This is a genomic window from Ottowia pentelensis (assembly GCF_964341695.1).
The window spans coordinates 840830-865617 of the sequence record NZ_OZ224513.1 but is presented as its reverse complement, the minus strand read 5'-3'; the positions used below and the strand labels follow the sequence as shown (position 1 = coordinate 865617).

At 71.1% G+C, this 24788-nt stretch carries 21 protein-coding genes; 5 read left to right on the top strand and 16 right to left on the bottom strand.

Going from position 1 to position 24788, the window contains the following annotated elements; genetic code table 11:
• Positions 1-10 precede the first annotated feature (10 nt).
• From ACWHMB_RS04125 to ACWHMB_RS04115, 3 genes are all read right to left on the bottom strand, one after another.
• Positions 11-319, bottom strand: a complete 309-nt coding sequence (locus ACWHMB_RS04125) for a c-type cytochrome (protein ID WP_293223038.1) — start codon at positions 317-319, stop codon at positions 11-13.
• A gap of 210 nt (positions 320-529) precedes the next feature.
• A complete protein-coding gene (locus tag ACWHMB_RS04120; protein ID WP_447648443.1) occupies positions 530-883 on the bottom strand; it encodes an ArsR/SmtB family transcription factor in 354 nt (117 codons plus the stop codon).
• A gap of 36 nt (positions 884-919) precedes the next feature.
• The gene (locus tag ACWHMB_RS04115) at positions 920-2539 is read right to left on the bottom strand and encodes an ABC transporter permease (protein ID WP_377482519.1); all 1620 of its coding nucleotides are present in this window, start codon (positions 2537-2539) and stop codon (positions 920-922) included.
• 131 nt (positions 2540-2670) lie between these two features.
• Here ACWHMB_RS04115 and ACWHMB_RS04110 point away from each other — a divergent pair, with 131 nt between their 5' ends.
• From ACWHMB_RS04110 to ACWHMB_RS04100, 3 genes are all read left to right on the top strand, one after another.
• On the top strand, positions 2671-3744 hold the full coding sequence (locus ACWHMB_RS04110) for an ABC transporter ATP-binding protein (RefSeq protein WP_447648442.1): 1074 nt from the start codon (positions 2671-2673) through the stop codon (positions 3742-3744).
• 39 nt (positions 3745-3783) lie between these two features.
• Entirely contained in the window at positions 3784-4155 is a 372-nt protein-coding gene (locus ACWHMB_RS04105; RefSeq protein ID WP_377482515.1) for a hypothetical protein, read from the top strand.
• Between the two features lie 153 nt (positions 4156-4308).
• A complete protein-coding gene (locus ACWHMB_RS04100) occupies positions 4309-5205 on the top strand; it encodes a copper chaperone PCu(A)C (protein WP_377482513.1) in 897 nt (298 codons plus the stop codon).
• A gap of 11 nt (positions 5206-5216) precedes the next feature.
• On the opposite strand, the gene ACWHMB_RS04095 is transcribed toward ACWHMB_RS04100, so the two are convergent.
• The 10 genes from ACWHMB_RS04095 to ACWHMB_RS04050 all read right to left on the bottom strand — a co-directional run bounded on the left by ACWHMB_RS04095 (position 5217) and on the right by ACWHMB_RS04050 (position 18830).
• The gene (locus ACWHMB_RS04095; protein WP_377482510.1) at positions 5217-6512 is read right to left on the bottom strand and encodes a dihydroorotase; all 1296 of its coding nucleotides are present in this window, start codon (positions 6510-6512) and stop codon (positions 5217-5219) included.
• Positions 6513-6583: 71 nt separating this feature from the next.
• Positions 6584-7546: an aspartate carbamoyltransferase catalytic subunit gene (locus tag ACWHMB_RS04090; RefSeq protein ID WP_377482508.1), complete on the bottom strand. Its 963-nt coding sequence runs from the start codon at positions 7544-7546 to the stop codon at positions 6584-6586.
• 2 nt (positions 7547-7548) lie between these two features.
• Positions 7549-8049 carry a bifunctional pyr operon transcriptional regulator/uracil phosphoribosyltransferase PyrR gene (gene pyrR / locus ACWHMB_RS04085; protein WP_293223022.1) on the bottom strand — a complete coding sequence of 167 codons (501 nt, stop codon included), beginning with the start codon at positions 8047-8049 and terminating at the stop codon, positions 7549-7551.
• Positions 8046-8450, bottom strand: a complete 405-nt coding sequence (ruvX, locus tag ACWHMB_RS04080) for a Holliday junction resolvase RuvX (protein WP_377482505.1) — start codon at positions 8448-8450, stop codon at positions 8046-8048. The genes pyrR and ruvX overlap by 4 nt, the downstream gene beginning before the upstream one ends.
• A gap of 17 nt (positions 8451-8467) precedes the next feature.
• Positions 8468-9067: a YqgE/AlgH family protein gene (locus ACWHMB_RS04075; protein ID WP_293223018.1), complete on the bottom strand. Its 600-nt coding sequence runs from the start codon at positions 9065-9067 to the stop codon at positions 8468-8470.
• Positions 9068-9131: 64 nt separating this feature from the next.
• Positions 9132-15209: a hybrid sensor histidine kinase/response regulator gene (locus ACWHMB_RS04070; protein WP_377482502.1), complete on the bottom strand. Its 6078-nt coding sequence runs from the start codon at positions 15207-15209 to the stop codon at positions 9132-9134.
• A 78-nt stretch (positions 15210-15287) separates the two neighbouring features.
• Positions 15288-17534, bottom strand: coding sequence for a methyl-accepting chemotaxis protein (locus ACWHMB_RS04065; RefSeq protein ID WP_377482500.1), 2247 nt, complete (start codon positions 17532-17534; stop codon positions 15288-15290).
• 22 nt (positions 17535-17556) lie between these two features.
• Positions 17557-18087: a chemotaxis protein CheW gene (locus ACWHMB_RS04060; protein ID WP_377482498.1), complete on the bottom strand. Its 531-nt coding sequence runs from the start codon at positions 18085-18087 to the stop codon at positions 17557-17559.
• 2 nt (positions 18088-18089) lie between these two features.
• Complete coding sequence (locus tag ACWHMB_RS04055; RefSeq protein ID WP_377482496.1) at positions 18090-18455, bottom strand: response regulator; 366 nt, start codon at positions 18453-18455, stop codon at positions 18090-18092.
• Positions 18456-18830 carry a response regulator gene (locus ACWHMB_RS04050; protein WP_293223008.1) on the bottom strand — a complete coding sequence of 125 codons (375 nt, stop codon included), beginning with the start codon at positions 18828-18830 and terminating at the stop codon, positions 18456-18458.
• Between the two features lie 283 nt (positions 18831-19113).
• Between ACWHMB_RS04050 and thiD the strand changes: the two genes are divergently transcribed.
• Together thiD and hemL are read left to right on the top strand one after the other, a co-directional pair.
• The gene (gene thiD, locus ACWHMB_RS04045; RefSeq protein WP_377482494.1) at positions 19114-20061 is read left to right on the top strand and encodes a bifunctional hydroxymethylpyrimidine kinase/phosphomethylpyrimidine kinase; all 948 of its coding nucleotides are present in this window, start codon (positions 19114-19116) and stop codon (positions 20059-20061) included.
• Complete coding sequence (gene hemL / locus ACWHMB_RS04040) at positions 20045-21349, top strand: glutamate-1-semialdehyde 2,1-aminomutase (RefSeq protein ID WP_377482492.1); 1305 nt, start codon at positions 20045-20047, stop codon at positions 21347-21349. Before thiD ends, hemL begins: the two co-directional genes overlap by 17 nt.
• Before the next feature lie 414 nt (positions 21350-21763).
• Here the strand turns inward: hemL and purH are convergent, their stop codons facing one another.
• From purH to dusB, 3 genes are all read right to left on the bottom strand, one after another.
• Positions 21764-23365, bottom strand: a complete 1602-nt coding sequence (purH, locus tag ACWHMB_RS04035) for a bifunctional phosphoribosylaminoimidazolecarboxamide formyltransferase/IMP cyclohydrolase (RefSeq protein WP_377482490.1) — start codon at positions 23363-23365, stop codon at positions 21764-21766.
• Between the two features lie 66 nt (positions 23366-23431).
• Positions 23432-23686, bottom strand: coding sequence for a helix-turn-helix domain-containing protein (locus ACWHMB_RS04030; RefSeq protein ID WP_377482488.1), 255 nt, complete (start codon positions 23684-23686; stop codon positions 23432-23434).
• Positions 23683-24735, bottom strand: a complete 1053-nt coding sequence (gene dusB, locus ACWHMB_RS04025) for a tRNA dihydrouridine synthase DusB (RefSeq protein WP_377482486.1) — start codon at positions 24733-24735, stop codon at positions 23683-23685. The genes ACWHMB_RS04030 and dusB overlap by 4 nt, the downstream gene beginning before the upstream one ends.
• Positions 24736-24788: the final 53 nt, after the last annotated feature.

Genomic DNA, 24788 nt, shown 5'->3' with positions numbered 1-24788 from the left:
GGGCCCTCCTTCACTTCTTCTGTGCCGCGAACCACGCGGTGATGGCGGCCAGCTGTTCGTCCGAATAGCCCTTGGCCAGCTGGTTCATGATGGTGGCGGGCTTGGCGCCGCTCTTGAAGTCCATCAGCTTTTTCAGCATCTCGTCCTTGTTGGCGCCGGCCAGCGACTCGTTGCCGGGCTGGGCGTGGCCGCCGGTGCCGTGGCAGTTGGCGCAGGCGGCAGCCCAGCTGCGCACCTGCAGGGCATCGACCTGGGCCTGGGCGGCGCCGGCGGCGGCCAGCAGGCCGGCCGTCAGCGCGGCGGTCAGTAGGGGTTTCATCTCGAGCACTCCTTGTGAGGGGGGTTCGGGCCGGCGGCGAAATATGCACCGGTGCTTATATAGCGCACCGATGATACGGGGCGTTGCGGCACGCGGGCACCGGGGGTTAACCCGCGTCGGCGGCTGCGATGATATCGAAAATATAGCGCCTCGCGCTTGGCTGGCAAGGGCCAGCGCCCGATTTTTCTTGAATCGGGCGGCGCGGATGCGTCAGTGCGCGCTGTCGATGGCGATCTGCGTGCACACCGTGCGGCAGATGGTGGCCACGCGCTCGTCGGCAATGTGATAGTAGATTTGCACGCCCTCGCGCCGCCGGCCGACCACGCCGGCCTTGTACAGCGTGTTCAGGTGCTGGCTCATGTTGGGCTGGGTGGTGGGCACCTCGTGCAGCAGCTCGCCCACGTTCTTCTCGGTCTGGCACAGCGCGCTGATGATCTTCAGCCGCATCGGCGCCGACATCAGGCGAAACAGCTCGGCCGCGCGCTCGAACACCTGCTCCGGCTGGGGCTCGTCCTCGGGCGTCAGCGCGGTGGCTTGCAGCAGGTCGATCGGCGAGATGGGCATCGTGCAAATATAAGCGAAGCGCCCGCGGCGCGGGTGTCAAGCGTGGGTCGGGCGCTCGCTGCGCAGCGCGCGGCTGAGCAGCATGACCGGCACCAGCCCCACCAGCACCAGCGCCAGCGAGGGCAGCGCCGCCTCGCCCAGGCGCTCGTCGCGCGCCAGCTGGTCGGCCACCACGGCCAGGGTGTCGGTGTTGAAGGGACGCAACACCACGGTGGCAGGCAGCTCCTTCATCACGTCGACGAACACCAGCAGGCCAGCCGCCAGGCTGGCGCGGCGCAGCAGCGGCCAGTGCACGCGCGCGGCCAGGCCCAGGCCGCCGGCGCCCAGCAGGGCGGCCGACTCGTCCAGGCTGCGCGGCACGCGTGCGTAGCCGGCCTGCATGGACTGCAGCGCCACCGCCACGAAGCGCACCAGATACGCCCACACCAGGCCCAGCACCGTGGCCGTCACCCAGCCGCCCACGCCGGCGTCGGGCCAGCGCTGCTGCAGCCAGCCCACCGGCAGCAGCAGGCCCACCACCACCACCGCGCCGGGCACGGCGTAGCCCAGGGCCACCACCTGCACCGCCGCGCGCCGCAGCCAGTCGGGGCGCCGGCGCAGGCTGAAGGCCAGAAACCACGCCGCGCCCACCGCCAGCACGGCGGTGATGGCACCCAGGCGGATGCTGTTCCAGGCCCAGCCCAGAAAGCGGTCCCAGGGCAGCACCGACCAGTCGGCCGACAGCGGCCGCAGCATGAACAGCACCGGCAGCGCAAAGCCCATCAGCATCGGCAGCAGGCACAGCAGCCAGGCCAGCGCACGCGGCCAGCCTTGCAGCACGATGGGGCGCGCATCGCCCGAGCCGGCGTGCGAGCTGCCGCCACCGACGAAACGCAGGCGCCGCTGGGCGCGCTGCTCGCCCCACAGCAGCACGACCACCAGCGCCAGCAGCACGGTCGCCAGCTCGGCCGCGGCAACGCGGTTGTCCATCGCCAGCCAGGCCTTGTAGATGCCGGCGGTGAAGGTCTGGATGCCGAAGTACACCGACACGCCGTAGTCGGCCAGCACCTCCATCAGCGCCAGCGCCGTGCCCGCCGCCACCGCCGGACGCGCCATCGGCAGCGCCACCTCGCGCAGGCGCCGGCCCAGGCCCGCGCCCAGCAGGCGCGCGGCCTCCATCAGCTGCGGCGCGCGCTCGGCCAGCGCGGTGCGCGCCAGCAGGTAGACGTAGGGGTAGAGCGAAAACGAGAACACCCAGGCCGCGCCCCACACGCTGCGCACCTCGGGCAGCAGGCGCCCCTGCAGCCCGAACGTGGCGCGCAGCCAGTTCTGCAGCGGGCCGGCGAACTGCAGGAAGTCGGTGTACGCATAGGCCGTGACGTAGGCCGGCATGGCCAGCGGCAGCAGCAGCAGCCATTCGAAGCTGCGCCGGCCCGGAAAGTCGAACACCGTCACCAGCACCGCCGCCGGCACGCCGACGGCGACCACGCCCACGCCCACCATCAATGCCAGCCCCACCGTGGTGCCCAGGTACTGCGGCAGCACGGTGCGCGTCATCTCGCCCAGGATCTGCGCCGTGGCCGTATCCCACTGCGTCCAGGCGCCGAGCAGCGCCAGCACCGGCAGCGCCAGCACGGCGGCGACCAGGGCCAGGATCAGGGTCGGGATGGCGCGCAAGATGGCGGGGACGTTACTATTAAATCGGAAGCTGCTTGCGCAGACTGGACGCTGGCTGCAAGCGGATTTTTATCTTGAACCACCGGCGGGCGGCAGCAAATGAGAATTGTACGCATCTAGAATCGGGCCCCATGTTCCTCCAGATCGATCAGGTCGACGTGCGCTACGCCGGCCAGGCGCGCGCCGCCGTGCAGGGCGCCACGCTGGGACTGCGCGCGGGCGAGATCGGCGTGTTGATCGGCCCCTCGGGCTGCGGCAAGACCACGCTGCTGCGCGCCGTGGCGGGGCTGGAGCACGTCAGCGCGGGCCAGATCCGGCTGGACGGCCAGGTCGTCAGCAGCGCCCAGGTGCACGTGGCACCCGAGGCGCGGCGCATCGGCATGGTGTTTCAGGATTACGCACTCTTTCCGCACCTGGACGTGGGGCGCAACGTGGCCTTCGGCCTCAAGCACCTGCCCGCCACCGAGCGCCGCCAGCGCGTGGCCGAGGCGCTGGCGCTGGTCGACCTGCCGGGCAGCGAGGCGCGCTATCCGCACGAGTTGTCGGGCGGCCAGCAGCAGCGCGTGGCCCTGGCCCGCGCCATGGCGCCGAGCCCGCGCCTGCTGCTGCTGGACGAGCCCTTTTCCAACCTCGACGTCGATTTGCGCGAGCGCCTGGCGCACGAGCTGCGCGGCATCCTGAAAAACGCCGGCGCCACCGCCCTGTTCGTCACCCACGACCAGTTCGAGGCCTTCGCCATCGGCGACCAGATCGGCGTCATGCACGACGGCCGCCTGCACCAGTGGGACGACGCCTACACCCTGTACCACCGCCCGGCCACGCGCTTCGTCGCCAACTTCATCGGCCACGGCGTGTTCGTGCCGGCGCGCATCGTGCACGACGCTGACGGTACGCACGTGCAGACGCCGCTGGGCGAGCTGCGCGATCACGCCGAATGCCCGCTGCCCGAAGCCTATCCCGATGGGCGCTGCGATTTGCTGCTGCGCGCCGACGACATCGTGCACGACGACCACGCGCCGGTGCAGGCGCGCATCGTGCGCAAGGCGTTTCGCGGCTCGGAGTTTCTCTACACCCTGCAACTGGCCAGTGGCGAAACGGTGCTGGCGCACGTGCCCAGCCACCACGACCACCGCGTGGGCGAGTGGATCGGCATCCAGCCCGAGGTGGACCACGTGGTGGTGTTCGCGCCCGAAACGGCGGCCTGACCGGGCACGGTGCCCGACCATGTTCCAATAGCGCCGCTCATGTCCACGCTCCAGCGCCTCCGTCGCCACGGCGCCGGCCTGCTCGGCCGCGTGCTGCTGCTGTGGTTCGCGCTGTCGCTGGGCGCCGCGATCGCCGCGCCGATCGTCAGGCCGGTGGCGCTGGAGCTGGTGTGCACCAGCAGCGGCGCCATGAAGTTCGTCGTGACGGGCGACGAGGGCCTGCCGACCGCCGGCGCGGCCCACCTGGACTGTCCGCTGTGCATGCCGGCCGGCGCACCGCCGCCGGTGGTGGCGGGCGCTCTGCCCGCGCTGCCGCAGGCGCCAAGGCACGTGGCGCCCCTTGCGGCGACGGCGCATCGCATGCTCGCCACCGCGCCGCCGCTGCCGGCGCGCGGCCCGCCGGCCGCCTGATTCGCCCCTGAATTCGAAGCACGCTGCGCTTGTTCTGCGCGCGGCGTGGCCGCTTCGCTTGATATTCCACGTCCCGCCTGCGGGACTGCCACCGTGCCGTCATGAACCGCTCGGCACCTTGCGTCACCCCCTTTCAACCCATCGAGTAATCCCATGTCCCTCCATTCCAGACTTCTTGTCGCCGGCCTGTTGAGCGCCGGCAGCGCCCTCGCCTTCGCCCACGTCGCCCTGCCGCCGGGCCCGGCCGTGGCCGGCAGCGCCTACGAGGCGGTGTTTCGCGTCGGCCACGCCTGCAAGGATGCCCGCGCCACCACCGCGCTGACCGTGCGCCTGCCGCGCGGCTTTGCGCTGCAGGAGGTGCCGGCGCACGCCGGCTGGACCAGCACCATCGACCGCAGCGGCGACGGCACGGTGCGCTGGACGGCCGACCGCGCCGACCAGGCCCTGCCCGGCGAGCAGAAGGGCGCGTTCGTGCTGCGCGGCCAGCTGCCGGCCGAGGCCGGGACCTTGTATTTCAAAGTGCTGCAGACCTGCGACGTCGGCAGCGCCGACTGGTCGCAAGTGCCGTCCAGCGGTTCAGCGGGAGCGCCGGGCGAGCAGCTTGCCTTTCCGGCCGCACGCCTGCAGGTGGTGGCGCCGGGCACCGCCCCGGTGGCGGCCAGCGAGGCCTGGGTGCGCGCGGCGGCGCCGGGCCAGGGCGTGACCGGCGGCTTCATGAAGCTGGCGGCCGGCGTGCCGCTGCGGCTGGTGGGCGTCAGCACGCCGGCCGCGGGCGTGGCCGAAGTGCATGAAATGAAGATGGAGGGCGACGTGATGAAGATGCGCCCCATCGCCGCGCTCGACTTGCCGGCGCATCAAAGCGTCGAGCTCAAGCCGGGCGGATTCCATGTGATGCTGATGGACCTGAAACAGCCGCTCGCCGCCGGCCAGCAGGTGCCGCTGACGCTGACCTTCGAGGATGCGCAGGGCGCCAAAAGCACGCTGCAAGTGCAGGCGCCGGTGATGCAGGCGCCCGCCGTCGGCGCGCACGCGCCGGCCCACCGGCATTGAGCTGGGTCAGCTTACTCGCCGTGCGCCCAGTAGCCGCCCACCAGGGTGCAGCGCACGCGGCCCGTCAGCTCGCGCCCCTCGAAGGGCGTGTGCTTGCCCTGGCTGCGCAGCGCGGCGGGGGTAACGCGCCAGCGCGCGTTGGGGTCGAACACGCACAGGTCGGCCACGCCACCTTCGACCAGGCGCCCGCAGCTGGCCTGCAGGGTGCCCAGCGCGCCGCCCAGCACCTGGGCCGGGCCGTGGGTGACGGCGGCCAGCGCGCGCATCGGGCCGGCGCCGCCCTGCCCCCATTGCAGCGCCAGCGGCAGCAGCAGCTCCAGCGCGGTGGCGCCAGGCTCGGCTTCGGCAAACGGCAACTGCTTGGCGTCGGCATCGACCGGGGTGTGGTCGGACACCAGCGCGTCGAGGGTGCCGTCGGCCAGCGCGGCGGCCAGGGCGTCGCGGTCGCGCGCCTGGCGCAGCGGCGGGTTCAGGCGCGCGTGGGGGTCGAAGTGGCCGATGTCCTCGTCGGTCAGCAGCAGCGAGTGGATGCTGACGTCGGCCGTCACGCGCAGGCCCTCGGCCTTGGCCTGGCGCAGCAGGGCCACGCCGGCGGCGCTGGACAGGCGGCACAAGTGCACGCGCGGCGCGCCGGCCATGCTGCGCAGCAGCTCGAACACGGTGTGCAGGGCGATGGTTTCGGCCATCACCGGCACGCCGGCCAGGCCCATGCGCATGGCCAGCGGTCCGCTGGCGGCCACGCCGCCGCCCAGCCAGGGGTCGAGCGGGCGCAGCCAGATGGCGTAGTCGAAGGTGCTGGCGTACTGCAGCGCGCGCTGCAGCACCTGGGTGTTGACGATGGGCGCGTCGGCCTGGCCGAAGGCGATGCAGCCGGCGGCCGTCAGCAGGCCCATTTCGGTCAGCACCTCGCCCTGGAGCGCGCGCGTGAGCGCGCCCTGCGGAAACACGCGCGCCTGGTGCAACTTTTCGGCGCGCATGCGCAGCATCTCGACCAGGCCGGGCTCGTCCAGCACCGGGTCGGTGTCGGGCGGGCACACCAGGCTGGTGACGCCGCCGGCCACCGCGGCCGCCATTTCGCTTTCGAGCATGTGGGCGTGCTCGTGGCCCGGCTCGCGCAGGCGCGCGCACAAATCGAGCAGGCCGGGCAGCACCCAGCAGCCGGCGGCGTCGATGGTGCGGCTGGGCGTGAAGCCGGGGGCCGCGCGCCCGATGCTGAGGATGCGGCCGGCGGCAATGGCCACGTCGGCCACCTCGTCGCGCCCGCTGGCCGGATCGATCACGCGGCCGTGCTGGATCAGGATTTTCATGGTTTATGAATCAAATCGGGCTATGGCCCGCATGCAGCAAGCGCGAACAGCTATGGTTTTGATATTTTTCGTCATGCCTCGTTGCCCGCCACGATGCTCATCACCGCCATGCGCACCGCGACGCCGAAGGTCACCTGCGGCAGGATCACGCTCTGGCCGCCGTCGACCACCTGCGAGTCGATCTCGACCCCGCGGTTGATGGGGCCGGGGTGCATGACGATGGCGTCGGGCTTGGCCCAGGCCAGCTTCTCGGGCGTGAGGCCGAAGCTGTTGAAATATTCCTGGCTGGAGGGCAGCAGCGCGCCGCTCATGCGCTCGTTTTGCAGCCGCAGCATGATGACCACGTCGGCGTCCCGAATGCCCTCCTGCAGCGTGTGGCACACGCGCACGCCCATGGGCGCCAGGTCGCCCGGCACCAGGGTCTTGGGGCCGACCACGCGCACCTCGGCGGCGCCCAGCGTGTTCAGCGCGTGGATGTCGCTGCGCGCCACGCGCGAGTGCAGGATGTCGCCGACGATGGCCACCACCAGGTTCGAAAAGTCCTTCTTGTAGTGGCGGATGGTGTACATGTCCAGCAGGCCCTGCGTGGGGTGCGCGTGGCGCCCGTCGCCGGCGTTGATGACGTGCACGTGCGGCGCCACGTGCTGCGCCAGCAGGTAGGGCGCGCCGCTTTCGCTGTGGCGCACGACGAAGATGTCGGCCGCCATGGCGCTCAGGTTGGCCACGGTGTCCAGCAGCGACTCGCCCTTGGCGGTGGACGAGCGCGCGATGTCCAGCGTGTAGACGTCGGCCGACAGGCGCGTGGCGGCGATGTCGAAGGTGGTGCGCGTGCGCGTGCTGTTTTCGAAGAACAGGTTGAACACGCTCTTGCCGCGGAGCAGCGGCACCTTCTTGACCTCGCGGTCGCTCACGCTGACGAACTGCGCGGCGGTGTCCAGGATGTGGGTGAGCAGCTCGCGGCCGAGGCCCTCGGTGGACAGCAGGTGGATCAGCTCGCCGTGCGTATTGAGTTGGGGGTTGGTGCGGCCCAGCATGCTCAGCTCCGTGCCTCGATGCGGAAGCTGAAGGCGCCGTCGCCCTCGCGCGCCAGCTCCAGCGATTGGGTGGCCGGCAGCGTCACCCGCGCGGCGGCGAACTCGGCCGCCACCGGCAGCTCGCGCCCGCCGCGGTCGACCAGCACCGCCAGCCGCACGCGCGCCGGCCGGCCGTAGTCGAACAGCTCGTTGATCACCGCGCGGATGGTGCGGCCGGTGAACAGCACGTCGTCCAGCAGCAGGATGTCGGCGCCGTCGACCTCGAAGGGCAGCGTGGTCTGCCCGTTGCCGGCCAGGCCGCGCTTGGCGAAATCGTCGCGGTGCAGGGCCGAGGACAGCGCCCCCGGCGCGCCCGCGCGCCCCAGCTCGCGCTGCAGGCGCTCGGCCAGCCACCAGCCACCCGAGACCACGCCCGCCAACTGCGTGTCGGCCCCCAGCAGGCCGCGCACGCCGCGCGCCAGCTCGCCGTACAGCGCCTCGGCATCCAGCGCCAGTGAACTCATGCAAGACTCCTCAAGAACTGCTCCAGGATGATGGCCGCCGCCGCCGCGTCGGCGTCGCGCGCGCCGGCCGCCAGCGCCTCGGTGGTGCTGTAGCGCTCGTCCACCTCGTACACCGGCAGGCCGAAGCGCGCGCGCAGCTGGCGCGCAAAGCGCTGGGCGCGGCGGGTGTTGTCGTGCGCGGCGCCGTCGGGGTGGCGCGGCACGCCCACCACCAGCGCGTCGGGCTGCCACTCTGTCACCCGCGCGGCGATCGGCGCCCAGCGCGCCTCGCCCTCGGCATGAATGCTGCCCTGCGGCGTGGCGCTGTGCGTGATGCGATTGCCGCTGGCCACCCCCGTGCGCTTGAGGCCGAAATCGAAGGCCAGGAACTGGCTCAGGTGCGCGGGAACGTCGTCGGCCATGGCCCCGCGGGCGTCCATCAGGCGTGACCCGCTTCGGGCGCCAGGCGCCAGGCCTGCAGGCCCAGCAAGGCCAGCGCGCGCTCGTAGCGCTGCTCGATGGGGGTGTCGAAGATCAGCTCGGCGTCGGCATCGACCGTGAGCCAGCTGTTGCCAGCAATTTCGGATTCGAGCTGCCCGCCGTCCCAGGCCGAATAGCCCAGGGTAACCAGCACCCGGCGCGGCCCGCCGCCGCTGGACAGGGCCTCCAGCACGTCCTTGGAGGTGGTCATCTCCAGCCCGCCGGGCACCGCCAGGGTGGACGCGTACAGCGATTCATCCGGCGACAGGCCCTCGGCCACCACCGGCTCGTGCAGCACGAAACCGCGCTCGGTCTGCACCGGGCCACCCTGGAACACGGGCTGCCCGCCCAGCTCGGCGCGCGCCAGCGGCAGGTCGACCTTGTGGAACAGGTCGGCCATGCTGATGTCGCCCGGCTTGTTGATGATCAGGCCCAGCGCGCCGTGCTCGCTGTGCTCGCACACGTAGACCACGCTGCGGGCAAAGGTACGATCCTCCATGCCCGGCATGGCGATCAGGAAGTGATTCGTCAGGTTGATGGACGGGGCGGCGTCGGCCATGCGCGCATTTTAGCGAGCGCGGGCTCTCTGCGCCGCCCCGAGGGTCACGATCGGCCTGCGCGCGTCAGGCCACCGGCTGCGCCGCCACCGCCCGCGCGTGGCCGCGGATCAGGCCCAGCAGCTCGTCCTCGGAGTACGGCTTGCCCAGGTAGTGGTTGGCGCCCAGCTGGCGCGCGTGGTCCTGGTGCTTTTCGGCCGTGCGCGAGGTGATCATGACCACCGGCAGCTCGCGCCATTCGGCGTTGGCGCGGATGTTGCGCAGGAAGTCGAAGCCGTCCATGCGCGGCATCTCGATGTCCGACAGCACCAGCGCCGGGCGCTCCTGCTGCAGGCGCTCCAGGCCCTGCAGGCCGTCGGCCGCCAGGGCCACGCGATAGCCCTCACGCTGCAGCAGGCGCTGCGTGACGCGGCGCACGGTGATCGAGTCGTCGACCACCAGCACCAGCGGGATGTCCGAATGCCCGACCGGCCGCGGCTGGCTGGTGGCCGGCCCGGCGGGCGCCGTGGCGGCCGGCGCCGCCTGTTCGGCCCAGGCGCGAATCTGCGCGCCATGCACCGCGGCCAGCGCCACGGGGTTGTAGATCAGGGTCACCGCGCCCGAGGCCAGGGCGGTGATGGCCACCAGGCCCGGCAGGCGCGACAGCTGCGGGCCCAGCGCCTTGATCACCACGTCCTGGTTGCCCAGCACCTCGTCCACGTGCAGCGCCAGCCGCTGCGCGGCCGAACGCAGCAGCAGTACCGGCGTGGTCTTGCCGCGCGCCTCGCCGCTGCGCACCGACTGCTGCAGCACGGCGCCGCCCCAGAAAAAGGGCACGCGCTCGTCGCCCAGGGCCAGCGCGCCCTCGGCATAGGCCCGATCCAGCTCGGCCGCGGGGCTGCGGTGCACGCGCTCGACCAGGCTGGCGGGCACACCCACCACCAGCGCGCCGACGCGGATCATCACCACGTGCGTCACGGCGGTGGTCAGCGGCAGCACCAGCCGGAACGTCATGCCCTGGCCGACGCGATCGGCCAGCTCGATGCTGCCGCCCAGTGCCTGCACCTCGGAGCGCACCACGTCCAGGCCGACGCCGCGCCCGGCCAGGCCGGTCACCGCGCTGGCGGTCGAAAAGCCCGGCGTGAACACCAGCTGCGCGATTTCGCCGTCGTCCAGCGCCTGGTCGGCGCGAATCAGCCCGCGCTCGATGCCCTGCTGGCGCACCCGCTCGCGGTTCAGCCCGCGGCCATCGTCGCGCACCTCGACCGACACCTCGTTGCCGGCCTGCTGCACGTCGATGGTGATCACCCCGCTGGGGTCCTTGCCGGCGGCGCGCCGCTCGTCGGGGCTCTCGATGCCGTGCACCACGCTGTTGCGCAGCAGGTGCTCGAACACCGGCGTCATGCGTTCGAGAATGCCGCGGTCGATCTCGATGCCGCCGCCGACGATGTCCAGCCGCACCGGCTTGCCGGCCTCCTTGCCGGCCTGGCGCACCAGGCGGTACAGGCGCTCGGACGCGCCGTCGAACTCGACCATGCGCGTGCGCAGCAGGTCGCGCTGCAACTCGCGCGACTGGCGCGTCTGCGCGACCAGTTCGTCCTCGCTGGCCTCGATGGCGCGCTGCAGGTTGCGCTGCACGGTGGCCACGTCGTTGACCGATTCGGCCATCATGCGCGTCAGCTCCTGCATGCGCGTGAAGCGGTCGAACTCCAGCGGGTCGAAGCTCTGCTGCGCGTCGCGCGACTGTGCCAGGCGCGACTGCATCTGCGTCTCGGCCTGCAGCTCGACGTCGCGCAGCTGCGCGCGCAGGCGCTCGACGTTGCCGGTCAGCTCGGCCAGCGCCGCGCGCAGCTGGTTGACGTCGTTGTCCAGGCGAGCGCGCGAGGTCATCACCTCGCCCGCCTGCGCCATCAGGCGGTCGAGCAGTTGCGAGCGCACCCGCACCGTCTGCCGGGCGCTGGCGCGCGCGGCGACGAAGGAGAAGGGTGTGGGTCCGGCCACCTCGCTGCGCTCGGCGGGCGCGGCCGGCGTATCGGGCAAGTCCATGGCCTCGACCACGGGCGTGCTGACCGGCGCGGACTCGGCAACAACCGGCGCCGCCGGCGACACGCGCGCATCGGACACGGCATGCGCCGGGGCCTCGCCGCCGGCGGGCTGGCGCAGTTGCTGGAAGTCGGCCTGGATGCGGTCCAGGTGCTCCAGCAGGGGCTCGAGGTCGGCGCTGACCAGGTTCTCGGTGCCGATGGTCTCGATCGCCGACTCGGTGCGGTGCGCCATCTCGCCCAGGCGCAGCGCGCCGGCCAGGCGGGCGCTGCCCTTGAGCGTGTGCAGCACGCGCAGCGCCTGCGCCCGCGCCGCCGCGTCGTGCGGCTGCTCGACCCAGCGGCGCAGCGCGGCGCTGAGCTGAGGCAGCAATTCGTCCGCCTCTTCGGCAAAGATTTCAAACAAGTCGGCGTCCACCGCATCGACCGCGTCGATGTCGTCTTCGACCAGCGATCGCGCGGGCGCCGCCTCCACCGGCGCGCCGGCCACCGCCTCGCGGTCGGCCGCGGCCCAGGGCAGCGGCACGAAGCCGGTCGTCGGCGCCGACGCCGAGCCCGTCTCACCGGGCTCCAGCGCGCGCACGGCGGCCAGCAGCTGCTCGTCCGGCTGCTTGAGCAGCCCGGCGGCAAACTGGTGCAGCAGGCTGCGGATTTCGTCGGCCGCCTGCGCCAGGACCTGATGCTGATGCGCCGTGCCGCCGGCCTGCCCCTGCAGGCGGTCGAGCGCGTGCTCCACCGCCCGCGCCAGCTCCGACAGCGCGGCAAAGCCGACGGTGGCCGAGCTGCCGGCCAGCGAATGCGCGCGCGCCATGGCGCGTTCGGGAATGGCCCCATCCAGGTGCCGACCCCAGTCGGCCAGATCGGTCACCAGCTGGTCCGACCACTGGTCGGCCTCGCTCAAATAAACGTTGAACAGCGGCGTGCTGATGCGCAGCGGCCCGACCCAAGTCACCGCCGCCTCGACGGGGGGCGCCGGCTCGGCATCCGCGGCCTCGGTTGGCAGCGCTTCAGCCGGCGGCTCGAACGCGTCCGCGTCGGCGGGTGCCATGACAAGGGGCGGCTCGACGGGGTCGTCCGCCGGCGTGGCGGCAGCGAGCACGTCTTCCGGCACCGAGGCGATCGGCTCGGGCCACTCGACCGAAACCTCCGGCTCGGGCGCTCCGGGTTGCGACGGCACGGCCATCGAACCCATGGCGGGTGGCAACTCGAATTCGAAATCCAGCGCCTGCAGCGGCGCCAGTGCTTCTGGCGGCACGACGGGGTCGGCGGTGTCACGGGCCAGCGTGAACGCATCCGCATCGAGTTGCAGCTCGGCCAGATCGGGCACGTCGGCCACCGGCTCGTCGGCTCTTTGGATCACGAGATCGTCGGGCGTCGGCGCCGTCAGTTCGATGGGTTCGGACAGCTCCAGATCGGGCAGGTCGAAGGCCTGCAACAGACGCTCGCGCGGGTCGCCGGATGGTGCCAGATCGGATGCCGGCTCCTGGCCGAGGTTCAGCTCGTCGGCCGGGACCTCCATCGACAGCGCCTCGAGAGGCGGTTGGTCGACGTCCTGCGCGGGCGATGTGAGGCGCTCGACGTCGATATCCAACAGAGCATCTTCGGGCAGCAAGCCCGCCGCGGGCTGTGGCGCCACCCCCGACGGCGCGCCGACCTGCATCGCCCCCGCTGCCAGATCCCTGCGCTCGCCACGCAGGCGCAAGGCATCGGCCATGGCCTCGAACGGCGCGGCCGACCAGTCGCCGGCCCGCTGGCCCGCGATCGCCTCGACCCAGTTCGAGAACGCCTGCAACGCCTCAGCGGCCACGCCGCGCAAGGCGTCGTCGGCGGGCTTGTGCTCGGCCAGCCAGGCGTTGAGCAGTTGCTCCAGCGACCAGGCGGCGGCGCCGAATTCGCCCAGCCCCACCATGCGCGAGCTGCCCTTGAGCGTGTGGAAGGCGCGCCGCAGCGTGGTCAGCTGCTCGCCGTCCTCCGGATCGTGCTGCAGTGCGCCCAGCGCCGCCTGGCCCGCGCCCACCACTTCACGGGCCTCGTCCAGGAAGATGCCCAGCAGGTCATCGTCGTCGTCTTCTGAAGTGGTGGCGGCGGCGGGCAGCTCCAGCGGCGCGGGACGGCTCGCGGCCTCCACGGCCTGCAGCCGCTGCAGCGCCGTGTCCAGCGATGCGGGGTCGTCGTGCCGCGCTGCCTCGGCCGCCTGGCTGGCGGCCTGCGCCAGCGCCGGGCGCTCGTCCAGCGCCGCCAGGGCGGCCACCTGATCGAGTTGTGCCGGCGTGTGCGGCGGCTCGGACGTCACGCTGGCGGCGTCGCTGATGCCGCCAGCATCGGCCGGCGCCGCAGGCACGGCCGGCGTGCCGGCACCCACGCGCCCGCCCACGAAGCGGAATTCGTCCTGCGCTTCGTCGTAGACGAACAGCTTGCGCGCCAGGGCCGGCTGGTAGCCCAGGGTGTCGATCAGAAAACCCAGGGCGCCGAGGCTGGCGCCCAGTCGTTCGAACGTGCCGTCGGATGCCGGCGCCGGCACGGCGGCCTCGTCGCGCAAGGCATCGACGCGCTCGCGCATGCGCGCGACCGCCAGCGCCGCCTGGTCGAGCCCGAGCACCGACAGCACGCCGCGCATCTGGGCCAGCTGCTCGGGCACCGCATCGAGCCCGCTGCGGTCGTCCGGCTGGCGGAAAAACTGGTCCAGCCGCTGCTCCACCTCGGCCAGCGTGACACGCAGCTCGCCCACCACGGTGCCCATGGTCTGGCGGTCGCTCACGCGCCGGTACAGCTCTTCCATCCAGGGCTGCAGGCTGGCCACGGGACGCCCGTCGGCCGCGGCGTCCAGCCGTGCGGCCAGCTCCTGCTGCCGGGCGGCGAAGGCCTCGTCCTGCGGCTGAAACTCGGCAAACGACGCCTCCAGAAACAGCACGGCAGTGGCCACTTCCATCGCCTGCTCGGCCGAGGGCTCGCGGCCCGAACGCCGGACCTGCTGCGCCACCTTGTCCAGCGCGCGCGCCAGCGGCTGGCTGCCGGGGTGCAGGCGCTCCAGCGATTCGACCACCAGGCCCAGTTGGTCCACGCTGGGCTTCAGGCGCGCCAAATCGCCGCCAGCCAGGGCCGACCAGTTCTCCTTGACCGACTCGACGCGCCGCCGCGCCTGCGCCAGCACGGCCGGGTCGTACAGGCCGAAGGCCGGCTGCTCGTAGTCGACCGGCGCGTGTCCCTGCAGGCCCCAGGCGTGGCGCACGGCGGCCAGGGCCGGCGTCGCTGCGGCCGGGTCGGGGCGCGCCTGCGCGCAGAAGAACAGCAGGTCGTGCGCCAGGCGTTCGGACAGCGTCGTGTCGCCACGCGCCAGGCTGGTGTATTGCAGCAGCACGCGGGACGCCGCGCGCTTGACATACAGGTCGACCGGCACCAGGCGGGCCGCGACGGCCTCGAAAAAGCCCGCCGACAGATGCCAGAAGCTGGCGACCTGCCCCGCCGATCCGCTGGCCAGCTGGCTGCTGACGGCCGCCAGGTCGGCGGCAGCGCGCGGCTCGGCATGGCGCATCAGGCGCAGCACGCCCTGGTCGAGCCGGCTGCGCGCGCCGGTGCTGGGGGCCAGGGGTTCGGCCGCCGGCATCCCCTGCGGCTCGGCCCAGCGCCAGGGGACGGCCCAGAGGTCGGCCGGATGGATGCGGTCGGCGCCGGCCAGCTCCTGCACCTGCCGATAGTGGGAAAACAGGCCCAGCGCGCTGCGCGGGCGCTCGGACAGCTGGCTTTCGACGAACTCGATCAGCGCGAAGCCGCTCTTCTCGAGCGCGGCCGCGGCGGCCTCGGTGCAGCTTTCGGGGTGGGCGATGAAGCGCTGCGCAGCCGCCTCCATGCCGCGCACCATTTGCGCGGCCACGGCCTGCCCGACCATCTCGAGCGCGCCGGCCACCTGGTGCAGCTGCTGGCGCGCGACCCGCAGCTGGCTGGCATCGACCGAGGCCAGGTCGACCCCGCGCGCGTGCTCGGCCTCGTGGGCAAAGCGCCGCAGGGCCTTGGTGGCCGTCTGGACGGTCTTGCGCGTCTCGTCCAGCACCCAGGCCAGGGGCCCCAGATCGCCGACGGGAACGCTCGGCTCGGCGGAGGATTCGGAGGAAGGGCCGATGAACATGAGGGGATGCGCTCCAAAACCTTGTACTCAGGCCGATGTGCGGCGGGGCGCGCACATCGGCGGGTGCTCCGTCCGCCGTCAGGCGATCTTGAACCGCGCCACCGACTGCCGCAGCTCGTCGGCCATGCGGGCCAGATCGCGCACCTGCTGCGCGGTCGAGCGCGTGCTCTCGCCGGTGTGCTCGGTGGTCGCGAAGATGTGCTGGATGTTGCCCGCCACCTCGTTGGCCTGGCCGGCTTCGTTGGATGCGGAAACCGAGATCTGCTCGATCAGCTGCGCCAGGCGGCGCGAGACGCTGTCGATCTCGGTCAGCGCGGTGCCGGCGCGGTCGGACAGCTGGGCGCCCTCCACCACGCCCTGGGTGGACCGCTCCATGGCGGCCACGGCGTCCTGGGTGTCGGTCTGGATGGTCTTGACCAGCGTGGCGATCTGCCGCGTGGCGTCGGCCGAACGCTCGGCCAGACGCTGCACTTCTTCGGCCACCACCGAGAAGCCGCGCCCCGCGTCGCCGGCGGACGCCGCCTGGATGGCCGCGTTGAGCGCCAGCACGTTGGTCTGCTCGGTGATGTCCGAGATCAGTTCGGTGATTTCGCCGATCTCCTGCGAGGATTCGCCCAGCCGCTTGATGCGCTTGGAGGTTTCCTGGATCTGGTCGCGGATCGAGTTCATGCCGCCGATGGCGTTCTGCACGGCGCTCAGGCCCGACTCGGCGGCCTGCAGCGACTGGCGCGCCACCGTGGCCGATTGCTGCGCCTGCTCGGACACCGCGTTGATGCGCGTGGCCATGTCCAGCACCGACTGGCCGGTCTGGCGGATTTCATGCAGCTGTTCGGTCGAGGTCGCGAGCAGCTCGGACGAGGTGCTTTCCACCCGCGACGTGGTCTGCGCCACCCGGGTCGCCGTGCTTTGCACGCTGCCCACCAGCGAGCGCAGCTCTTCCACCGTGTAGTTCACCGAGTCGGCGATGGCGCCGGTGATGTCCTCGGTCACCGTGGCTTCCTGCGTCAGGTCGCCCTCGGCCACCGTCTGCAATTCGTTCATCAGGCGCAAGATGGCGGCCTGGTTGGCGTCGTTGACGCGCTTGGCGTCCAGCTCCTGCTGCTCGGCGCTCTGGCGCTGCAGTTCGGCCAGCGACTGGCGCTGGCGGCTTTCACGCAGCCACGTGTAGACCAGGCCCGCGATGGCCAGGGCCAGCACCGCCAGCACCCCGGCCATCAGCAGCCAGCTGCCGGCGCCCACGCCCGACTCGTCGGCCAGGCGCGCCTGCAGGCCTTCCAGGTCCTTGCGCAGCGGTTCGCTGTCGGTCGCGATGGTGTTTTGCGCATCGCGCACCGCCGCCAGGTTCTGCACGTTGCCCAGGATGCCGGCCGCCTGCGCGCGCATTTCTTCGAACACCTTGAGCATGTCGGTCAGCGCGTCGCGCGTTTGCGCGTCGCGCGCCGGCGCCAGCCGCAGTTCGCTGCTGCCGTCCAGCAGACCACGGCCCAGTTCCTGGAAGGAGTTGAGGTCCTTGCCCAGCAGGAAGATGGCCTCGGGGCTCACGCCCTCGACCGTCAGCAGTTCGCTGGCCGACTTGCCGATGCGCTGCGACATCATCACCAGCTGGCCGGAGGCGGCCAGCTCGGCGGGCGCAGCGCCATGCTGCAGCTTGAGCGCGGAGACCGTCTCGGCCGCCTCGGACAGGTCGGCCGACTTGCGGCTCACGAAGCGCAGCCCGGTGCCGACCTGGGTCATGACCTTTTCCTGCGCCAGCACCGTGGCCGCGCTCTTTTGCGCACGCTCGACCATGGGCATGATCCGGCCCAGCTCGCTGCCGTAGGCACCACCCAGCGCCGCCATGCCGGGGCGGCCGTCGCGCAGGCCGTCGACGTTGTCGACCAGCGCACCGGCGCTGTCCTTCACCTCGGCGAACGCCGCCGGGTTGCCCAGCAGGGCCTGCGACACCGACTTGGCCAGGCGCTGCGACTGCATCAGGGCCTGGCCGGTGGCGCCCACCTGCTGCGCCACGCGGTCGGCACTGGACACCATCCAGAACACCACGATCGCCAGCGCGATCAGCGCCGCCGCCAGCACGATGGACAGCAGGCGCTGATGCTGCGCGGCGGTGCGTGTGCCCAGGCCGGCGATCGGAAAGGCATCGTCGGCCACGCGCGCCGGCGCGTCGTTGGCGGCCACCAAGGGTGCCACGCTTTCCGGCTCGATCGACTCGTACTCGGAACTGGTGCTCGGCAACTCGTGCACCACCATCGTGTCGCCCTGATCCAGGCCGTCGCCGGCGGGGGCGGGCTTCTTGAACATCATCGACAAATTGCCAATCAGTGCCATGGTCTTACCTTGATGAAGGGGCTTACGCGCCTATTTCGAGAAACGCCGCTTGCTGCGCGAGGGCTTGGAGGTTGAGTTCACGCCAGGAGTCGCCCTGCGCGTCGGCATAGGTGTGACCGAAGTGCTCGGGGTCGGACGCGGCGCGCGCGCTGGAGTGCATGAAGGCCTGGGTGGTGCGCATGCCCAGCAGTTCGTCGACCAGCAGCGCGCAACTGGCATCCAGCAGCGCATTGAAGCCGATCAGCCGGCACTGGCCCAGCGCCAGCGCCGAGCGCGGCGCGCTGGCCCGGCCTTGCAGGAAGGCGGCCAGGTCGACCACGCCGCTCAGGTTGCCGCGCAGGTTGGCCACGCCCATGAACCAGGGCTGGACATAGGGCACGCGCTGCACGTCGGTCCAGGAAAAGATCTCGGCCGCGTGGCTCAGCGGCACCAGCAGGCGCTCGTCGCCCGCACGCACCGCCAGCCACGACGCGGCCACGCCCTGCGAGCGCGCGGCCTGCAGCCGCTCGGCCAGCCGGGTCTGAAACTCGCGCAGCGCCTGCTTGCCGGCCATGATCAGCCCAGCTGCTTGATCTTGCCGAGCAGATCGACGCGATCGACCGGCTTGACGATGTAGTCGCGCGCGCCCTGGCGCATGCCCCAGACGCGATCGGTTTCCTGGTTCTTGCTGGTGCACAGGATGACCGGCACGTCGGCAAAGCGCGGATCGCGCGTGATCGCGCGGGTCAGCTGAAAGCCGTTCTTGCCCGGCATCACCACGTCCATCAGGATCAGGTCCGGCTTGTGGCGCTCCAGCTGGGCCAGCGCGTCCTCGGCGTTCTCGGCCGTGGTCACCGCAAAGCCCTCGCCCTTGAGCATTTCGCTCAGGGACATCAGCTCGGTTTTCGAATCGTCGACGATCAATACACTGCGAATGGGCATTCAAGCCTCTCCTTGGCTGGCGCCGTACTGCTTGACGGCGTGCAGCAACTGGTCTTTGGTAAAGGGTTTGGTCAGGTAGTCCTGCGAGCCGACCATGCGCCCGCGCGCCTTGTCGAACACGCCGTCCTTGGACGACAGCATCACCACGGGCGTGGCGGCGAACTTTTCGTTGCGCTTGATGATGGCGCAGGTTTGGTAGCCGTCCAGGCGCGGCATCAGAATGTCGCAGAAGATCAGGTCGGGCAGGCTGTCGCCCACCTTGGACAGGGCATCGAAGCCGTCCTCGGCCAGCGTCACCTCATGGCCGCCCTGCTTGAGAAAGATCTCCGCGCTGCGCCGGATGGTGTTGCTGTCGTCGATGACCAGAACTTTCATGGATAGCGTCGAATTCAAGCGTTTCTCCCGGTCTGACATCTGCCCGGCGCCCATCGGCGCGCCTGCTGCTCAAGACCTTGCCCGGCGCGCCCGATGGCCGCAACGCGATACCATGGCCGAACCGGCCGATGGATGCGCGGGTGTGCATTCCATGCGACGCCAAGGCCGATCGCGTCACGTTGCCTAATACTAAAGTGCGACCACATCAAATGCAATCGATTGTATCTACGGAAGCCGCGTCACAGGGCCTGCCCTGTGGCAAAAATCACGCTTCGGGCGGCCCATGTCGGGTTTGACCTCCCCCGAGACGTCGCACGAGCGCGACAGTTCGGACGACCGGAGCGAGTCGGACGGCGCGCCGGTGTGCGTGCTCGGCTTCAACGCCAACGACCCCACCGGCGCCGGTGGCCTGAGCGGCGACGCGCTGGTGATGGGCTCGGTGGGCGCGCATCTGCTGCCGGTGATGACCGGCAGTTACCTGCGCGACAGCCGCGAGACGGTCGACCACGCGGCGCTGGACGCCGCCGCCATTGCCCAGCAGGCCCAGCTGCTGGCCGAGGACATGCCGCTGCAGGCGGTGAAGGTGGGCTTTGTCGGCAGCGCCGAGGCGGTGGCGGCGGTGGCCGCCTTCGTGTCGGACTATCCCGAACTGCCGGTGATCACCTACATGCCCGACCTGTCGTGGTGGGACGAGCAGCAGATCGACAACTACCAGGACGCGCTGCGCGAGCTGCTGCTGCCGCAGACGGCGGTGCTGGTGGGCCACAACACCACGCTGCGCCACTGGCTGCTGCCCGAGACCGCCTCGCGCCGGCACACCGACGCCACCGACCTGGCGCGCGCCGCCGCCGAGCTGGGCGTGTCCTACGTGCTGGTGACGGGCCTGGTGCGGCCGGGCGACCGCATCGGCAGCGTGCTGGCCTCGCCCCAGGCCGAGCTGTGCCAGCAGGAGTTCGAGCGCATCGAGGCCGACTTCATGGGCGCGGGCGACACCTTGTCGGCCGCGCTGACGGGCCTGCTGGCCATGGGCTCGGACCTGACCGAGGCCACGGTCGAGGCCCTGCAATACCTCGACCAGGCGCTGGACCACGGCTTTTGCCCCGGCATGGGCCGCGCCCTGCCCGACCGGCTGTTCTGGGCCGAGGCCGATGAACCTCCCGCGACGGGCGCTGCCGATGACGCGCAGGCGCCCGCCGACCTGACCCAAGTGATCCATGACACCAAACACTGACCGCAACGACTGGCTGATGGAACGCGCGCGCCGCGTGATTCCCGGCGGCGTCAACTCGCCCGTGCGCGCCTTTCGCGCCGTCGGCGGCACGCCGCGCTTCGTGCAGCGCGCGCAGGGCCCCTACTTCTGGGACGCCAACGGCACGCGCTACATCGACTACATCGGCTCCTGGGGCCCGATGATCTTGGGCCATGGCCACCCGGCCGTGCTGGAGGCCGTGCAAAAAGCCGCCACCGAGGGCTTTTCCTTCGGCGCGCCGACCGAGCGCGAGATCGAGCTGGCCGAGGCCATCCTCGCGCTGCGCCCCGGCACGGAGATGCTGCGCCTGGTCAGCAGCGGCACCGAGGCCGGCATGACCGCCATCCGCCTGGCGCGCGGCGCCACCGGGCGCAGCCGCATCATCAAGTTCGAGGGCTGCTACCACGGCCACGCCGACGCGCTGCTGGTCAAGGCCGGCTCGGGCCTGGCCACCTTCGGCAACCCCACCAGCGCCGGCGTGCCGCCCGAGGTGGTGCAGCACACCCTGGTGCTCGAATACAACAACCTGGCGCAGCTGGAGCAGGCCTTTGCCGAGCACGGCCCGCACATCGCCGGCCTGATCATGGAGCCGATTGCCGGCAACATGAACTTCGTGCGCGCCAGCGTCGACTTCACCCGCCGCTGCCGCGAGCTGTGCACCCAGCATGGCGCGCTCTTGATCTACGACGAGGTGATGACCGGCTTTCGCGTCGCGCTGGGTGGCGCGCAAAGCGTGTACGCGCGCTCGATCCCGGGCTTCGAGCCCGACATCACGGTGCTGGGCAAGGTGATCGGCGGCGGCATGCCGCTGGCGGCCTTCGGCGGCAAGCGCGCGGTGATGGAGCAGCTGGCGCCGCTGGGCCCGGTCTACCAGGCCGGCACGCTCTCCGGCAACCCGGTGGCCACGGCCTGCGGCCTGGCCACGCTGCGCGAGATCACCAAGCCCGGCTTTTTCGACGCCCTCACGGCCAAGACGCACCGCCTGGTCGACGGCCTGAAGGCGGCCGCGCTGAAGGCCGGCGTGCCCTTTGCCGCCGACAGCGAGGGCGGCATGTTCGGCTTCTTCCTGCTGCGCGAGCTGCCGCGCAACTACGGCGAGGTGATGCAGAGCGACGGCGCGCGCTTCAACACGCTCTTTCATGGCCTGCTCGATCGCGGCGTGTACATCGCGCCGGCGCTGTACGAAGCGGGTTTTGTCAGCGCCGCGCACGGCGAGGCCGACATAGCCGCCACCATCGACGCCGCGGCCGAGGTGTTTCGCTTACTATGATTTTAGTAGCTGCTTGCGCTTGATGGAAAAGCGCTGGCAGCCAATTTTGCGGTTGAATCGGGCTCGTACGGCTTCGCATTCGAAAAGGCAAAACTTGCCAGCTGTGGGGCGGGATCCCGCCGTCGGGGCGCCCGGCTCCGTTCATGTCCCCCGCCGGCCTGCGGCCGGCTCCGCCTTCACTTCACTGCGCCGGGCACCCCGACGACGGGATCCGAGGCGTCGCTGACTGAACGTGCCACCGGGTGTGTGACCGCCGCTGCCTGCCAAGGGGCTTGGGTGGGCAGCGCAGCAGGGTCAAGGTGGAGATGGCCGTCGCAGACGGACAGCGGGGGACAGGAGCGGAGCTGCCCACCCACGCCCCTTGGCGCGCCACCGCCCGTCGTGGGCTCTCGACACGTTGATCGCGACTGGGAATCAGTGCCGGAAATGCCGCACGCCGCTGAACACCATCGCCACGCCGCGCTCGTCGGCGGCGGCGATGACCTCGGCGTCGCGCATCGAGCCGCCGGGCTGGATGACGCAGGCGGCGCCGTGGTCGATCACCACGTCCAGCCCATCGCGGAACGGGAAGAAGGCATCGCTGGCCACCGCCGAGCCCTGCAGTGACAGGCCGGCCGCCTCGGCCTTGATGCTGGCGATGCGCGCCGAGTCGAGCCGGCTCATCTGCCCCGCGCCCACGCCCAGGGTCATGCCCTTGCCGCAGAAGACGATGGCATTGCTCTTGACGTACTGCGCCACCCGCCAGGCAAACAGCAGGTCCTGCAGCTGCTCGGGCGTGGGCTGCTTCTTCGTCACCACCTTCAGCTCGCTGGCCTGCAGCTCGTGAAAGTCGGCGGTCTGCATCAGCAGGCCCGAGCCGACGCGCTTGACCTCCACCGCGTTGTGGCCGCGCGCCCAGGCGCTGGCGCCGTCGCGCTGCACGCCGTCGAGCGCGATCTGCAGCACCCGCACATTGGCCTTGGCCTGCAGCACCGCCAGCGCCTCGGACGTGAAGGCCGGCGCCAGCAGCACCTCGACGAACTGCTTGCCCAGCGCCTCGGCCGCCGCGCCGTCCACCGGCACGTTGAAGGCGATGATGCCGCCGAAGGCGCTGGTGGGGTCGGTCTGGAAGGCTTTCTGATAGGCCTGCAGCGCCGTGCCGCCCAGCGCCACGCCGCAGGGGTTGGCGTGCTTGACGATGACGCAGGCCGGCGTGCTCCACTGCTTGACGCATTCCCAGGCCGCGTCGGCGTCGGCGATGTTGTTGTAGGACAGCTCCTTGCCCTGCAGCTGCCGCGCCGTCACCAGCGAGCCGGGCGCGGGGTAAAGGTCGCGGTAGAAGGCGGCCTGCTGGTGCGGGTTCTCGCCGTAGCGCAAATCCTGCAGCTTGACGAAGCGGCCGTTGCTGTGCGCAGGAAAAAGGCCTCTGGCCGGCACTGCATCGGCGCCGGCAGCATCGAACTCGATAGCAGACAGGTAGTCGCTGATGGCGCCGTCGTAGTCGCTCACGCGGTTGAAGGCGGCCACCGACAGGGCGAATTTGGTCTTCAGGCTGATGGCGCCGGCCTGCAACTCGGCCAGCACGCCGGCGTATTGCGACGCGTCGGTCAGCACCGCCACGTCGCGCCAGTTCTTGGCCGCGCTGCGCACCATGGCCGGGCCACCGATGTCGATGTTCTCGATCGCGTCGGCCAGCGTGCAGCCGGGCTTGGCCACCGTGGCCTCGAAGGGGTAGAGGTTGACCACCAGCAGGTCGATGGTGTCGATGCCATGCTGCAGCAGCGCCGCCACGTGCTCGGGCAGGTCGCGCCGCGCCAGCAGGCCGCCGTGGATCTTGGGGTGCAGCGTCTTCACGCGGCCGTCCAGCATCTCGGGAAAACCGGTGTGCTCGGCCACCTCGGTGACGGGCAGGCCGGCGCCCTGCAGCAGCTTGGCGGTGCCGCCGGTGGACAGCAGGCGCACGCCCAGCGCGTGCAGGGCCTGGGCGAATTCAAGCACGCCGGTCTTGTCGGAAACGGATATCAGCGCAGTGGTCATGGGCAGCGAAATTTCAAGTCAAAAACGGGTCTGGCCCGCATGCAGCAAGTGCGAGCAGCTATGGATTCAGGATTTTTCGAGGGTCACCAGGCGGTGCTCGATGAGCTTCTTGCGCAGGGTGTTGCGGTTCATCCCCAACCATTCGGCGGCGCGGCTCTGGTTGTGGCCGGCGTGATGCATCACCACGTCCAGCAGGGGCTTTTCGACGGCCCGGATCAGCATGTCGTACAGGCCGTCGGGCTCGGTGCCGTCCAGGTCGCGGAAGTAGGCTTCCAGGCTGGCGCGCACGCTGTGCTCGATGGGACTGGCATTCTTGTTCATGGTTGCAACGGGGCCTCCACCGCCCCCTGGCCGGCGCATGCGCCGGCGCCGGCCTGCGGCAGGCGTTCGTGCGCCGCCGCCAGCTGGTCGAAAAAATCCGCCACGGCCTGCCACTGCTCGGCCGCGGTCTCGATGGCGTTCATGCGGGCGCGAAAGGCTTCGCCGCCCGGCAGCGCCCGAACATACCAGCCAATGTGCTTGCGCGCCGAGCGCACGCCGCTGAATTCGCCATACAGCGCGTAGTGGTCCTGCAGATGGCCCAGCAGGGCGCGGCGCACCTCCAGCACCAGCGGCGGCGCCAGCGGCTCGCCGGTGGCCAGAAAGTGCGCCACCTCGCGGAAGATCCAGGGCCGGCCTTGGGCGGCGCGGCCGATCATCAGCGCGTCGGCACCGGTGGCGGCCAGCACCGCGCGCGCCTTGGCGGGCGAATCGACGTCGCCGTTGGCCACCACCGGAATGCGCAGCGCGGCCTTGACGGCGGCAATGGTCTCGTATTCGGCCTCGCCGCGATAGCCCTGCTCGCGTGTGCGGCCGTGCACCGTCAACATCTGCACGCCGGCCTGCTCGGCCGCGCGGGCGATGGCCAGCGCGTTCTTCACCTGCGCGCACCAGCCGGTGCGCATCTTCAGCGTCACCGGCACGCCGTGCGGGGCGCAGGCGGCCACCACCGCTTCGACGATGGACAGCGCCAGCGGCTCGTCGCGCATCAGCGCGCTGCCGGCCCACTTGTCGCACACCTTCTTGGCCGGGCAGCCCATGTTGATATCGATGATCTGCGCGCCGCGCTCGATGTTGTAGCGCGCGGCCTCGGCCAGCATGGCGGCGTCGGTGCCGGCGATCTGCACCGCGATCGGCCCCGGCTCGCCGGCGTGGTCGGCGCGGCGCGAGGTCTTGAGCGTGTGCCACAAATCCTTGCGCGAGGTCACCATCTCGCTCACCGCATAGCCGGCGCCGAAGGCGCGGCACAGCTGGCGAAACGGCCGGTCCGTCACCCCCGCCATGGGGGCGACGAACAAGGCGTTGGGGAGGGTGTAAGGGCCGATCTGCATCGCGGGGGCGCGCTGCCGGCGCAGGCTGCGGCAGTGGGAGGCAGAATTCTAGC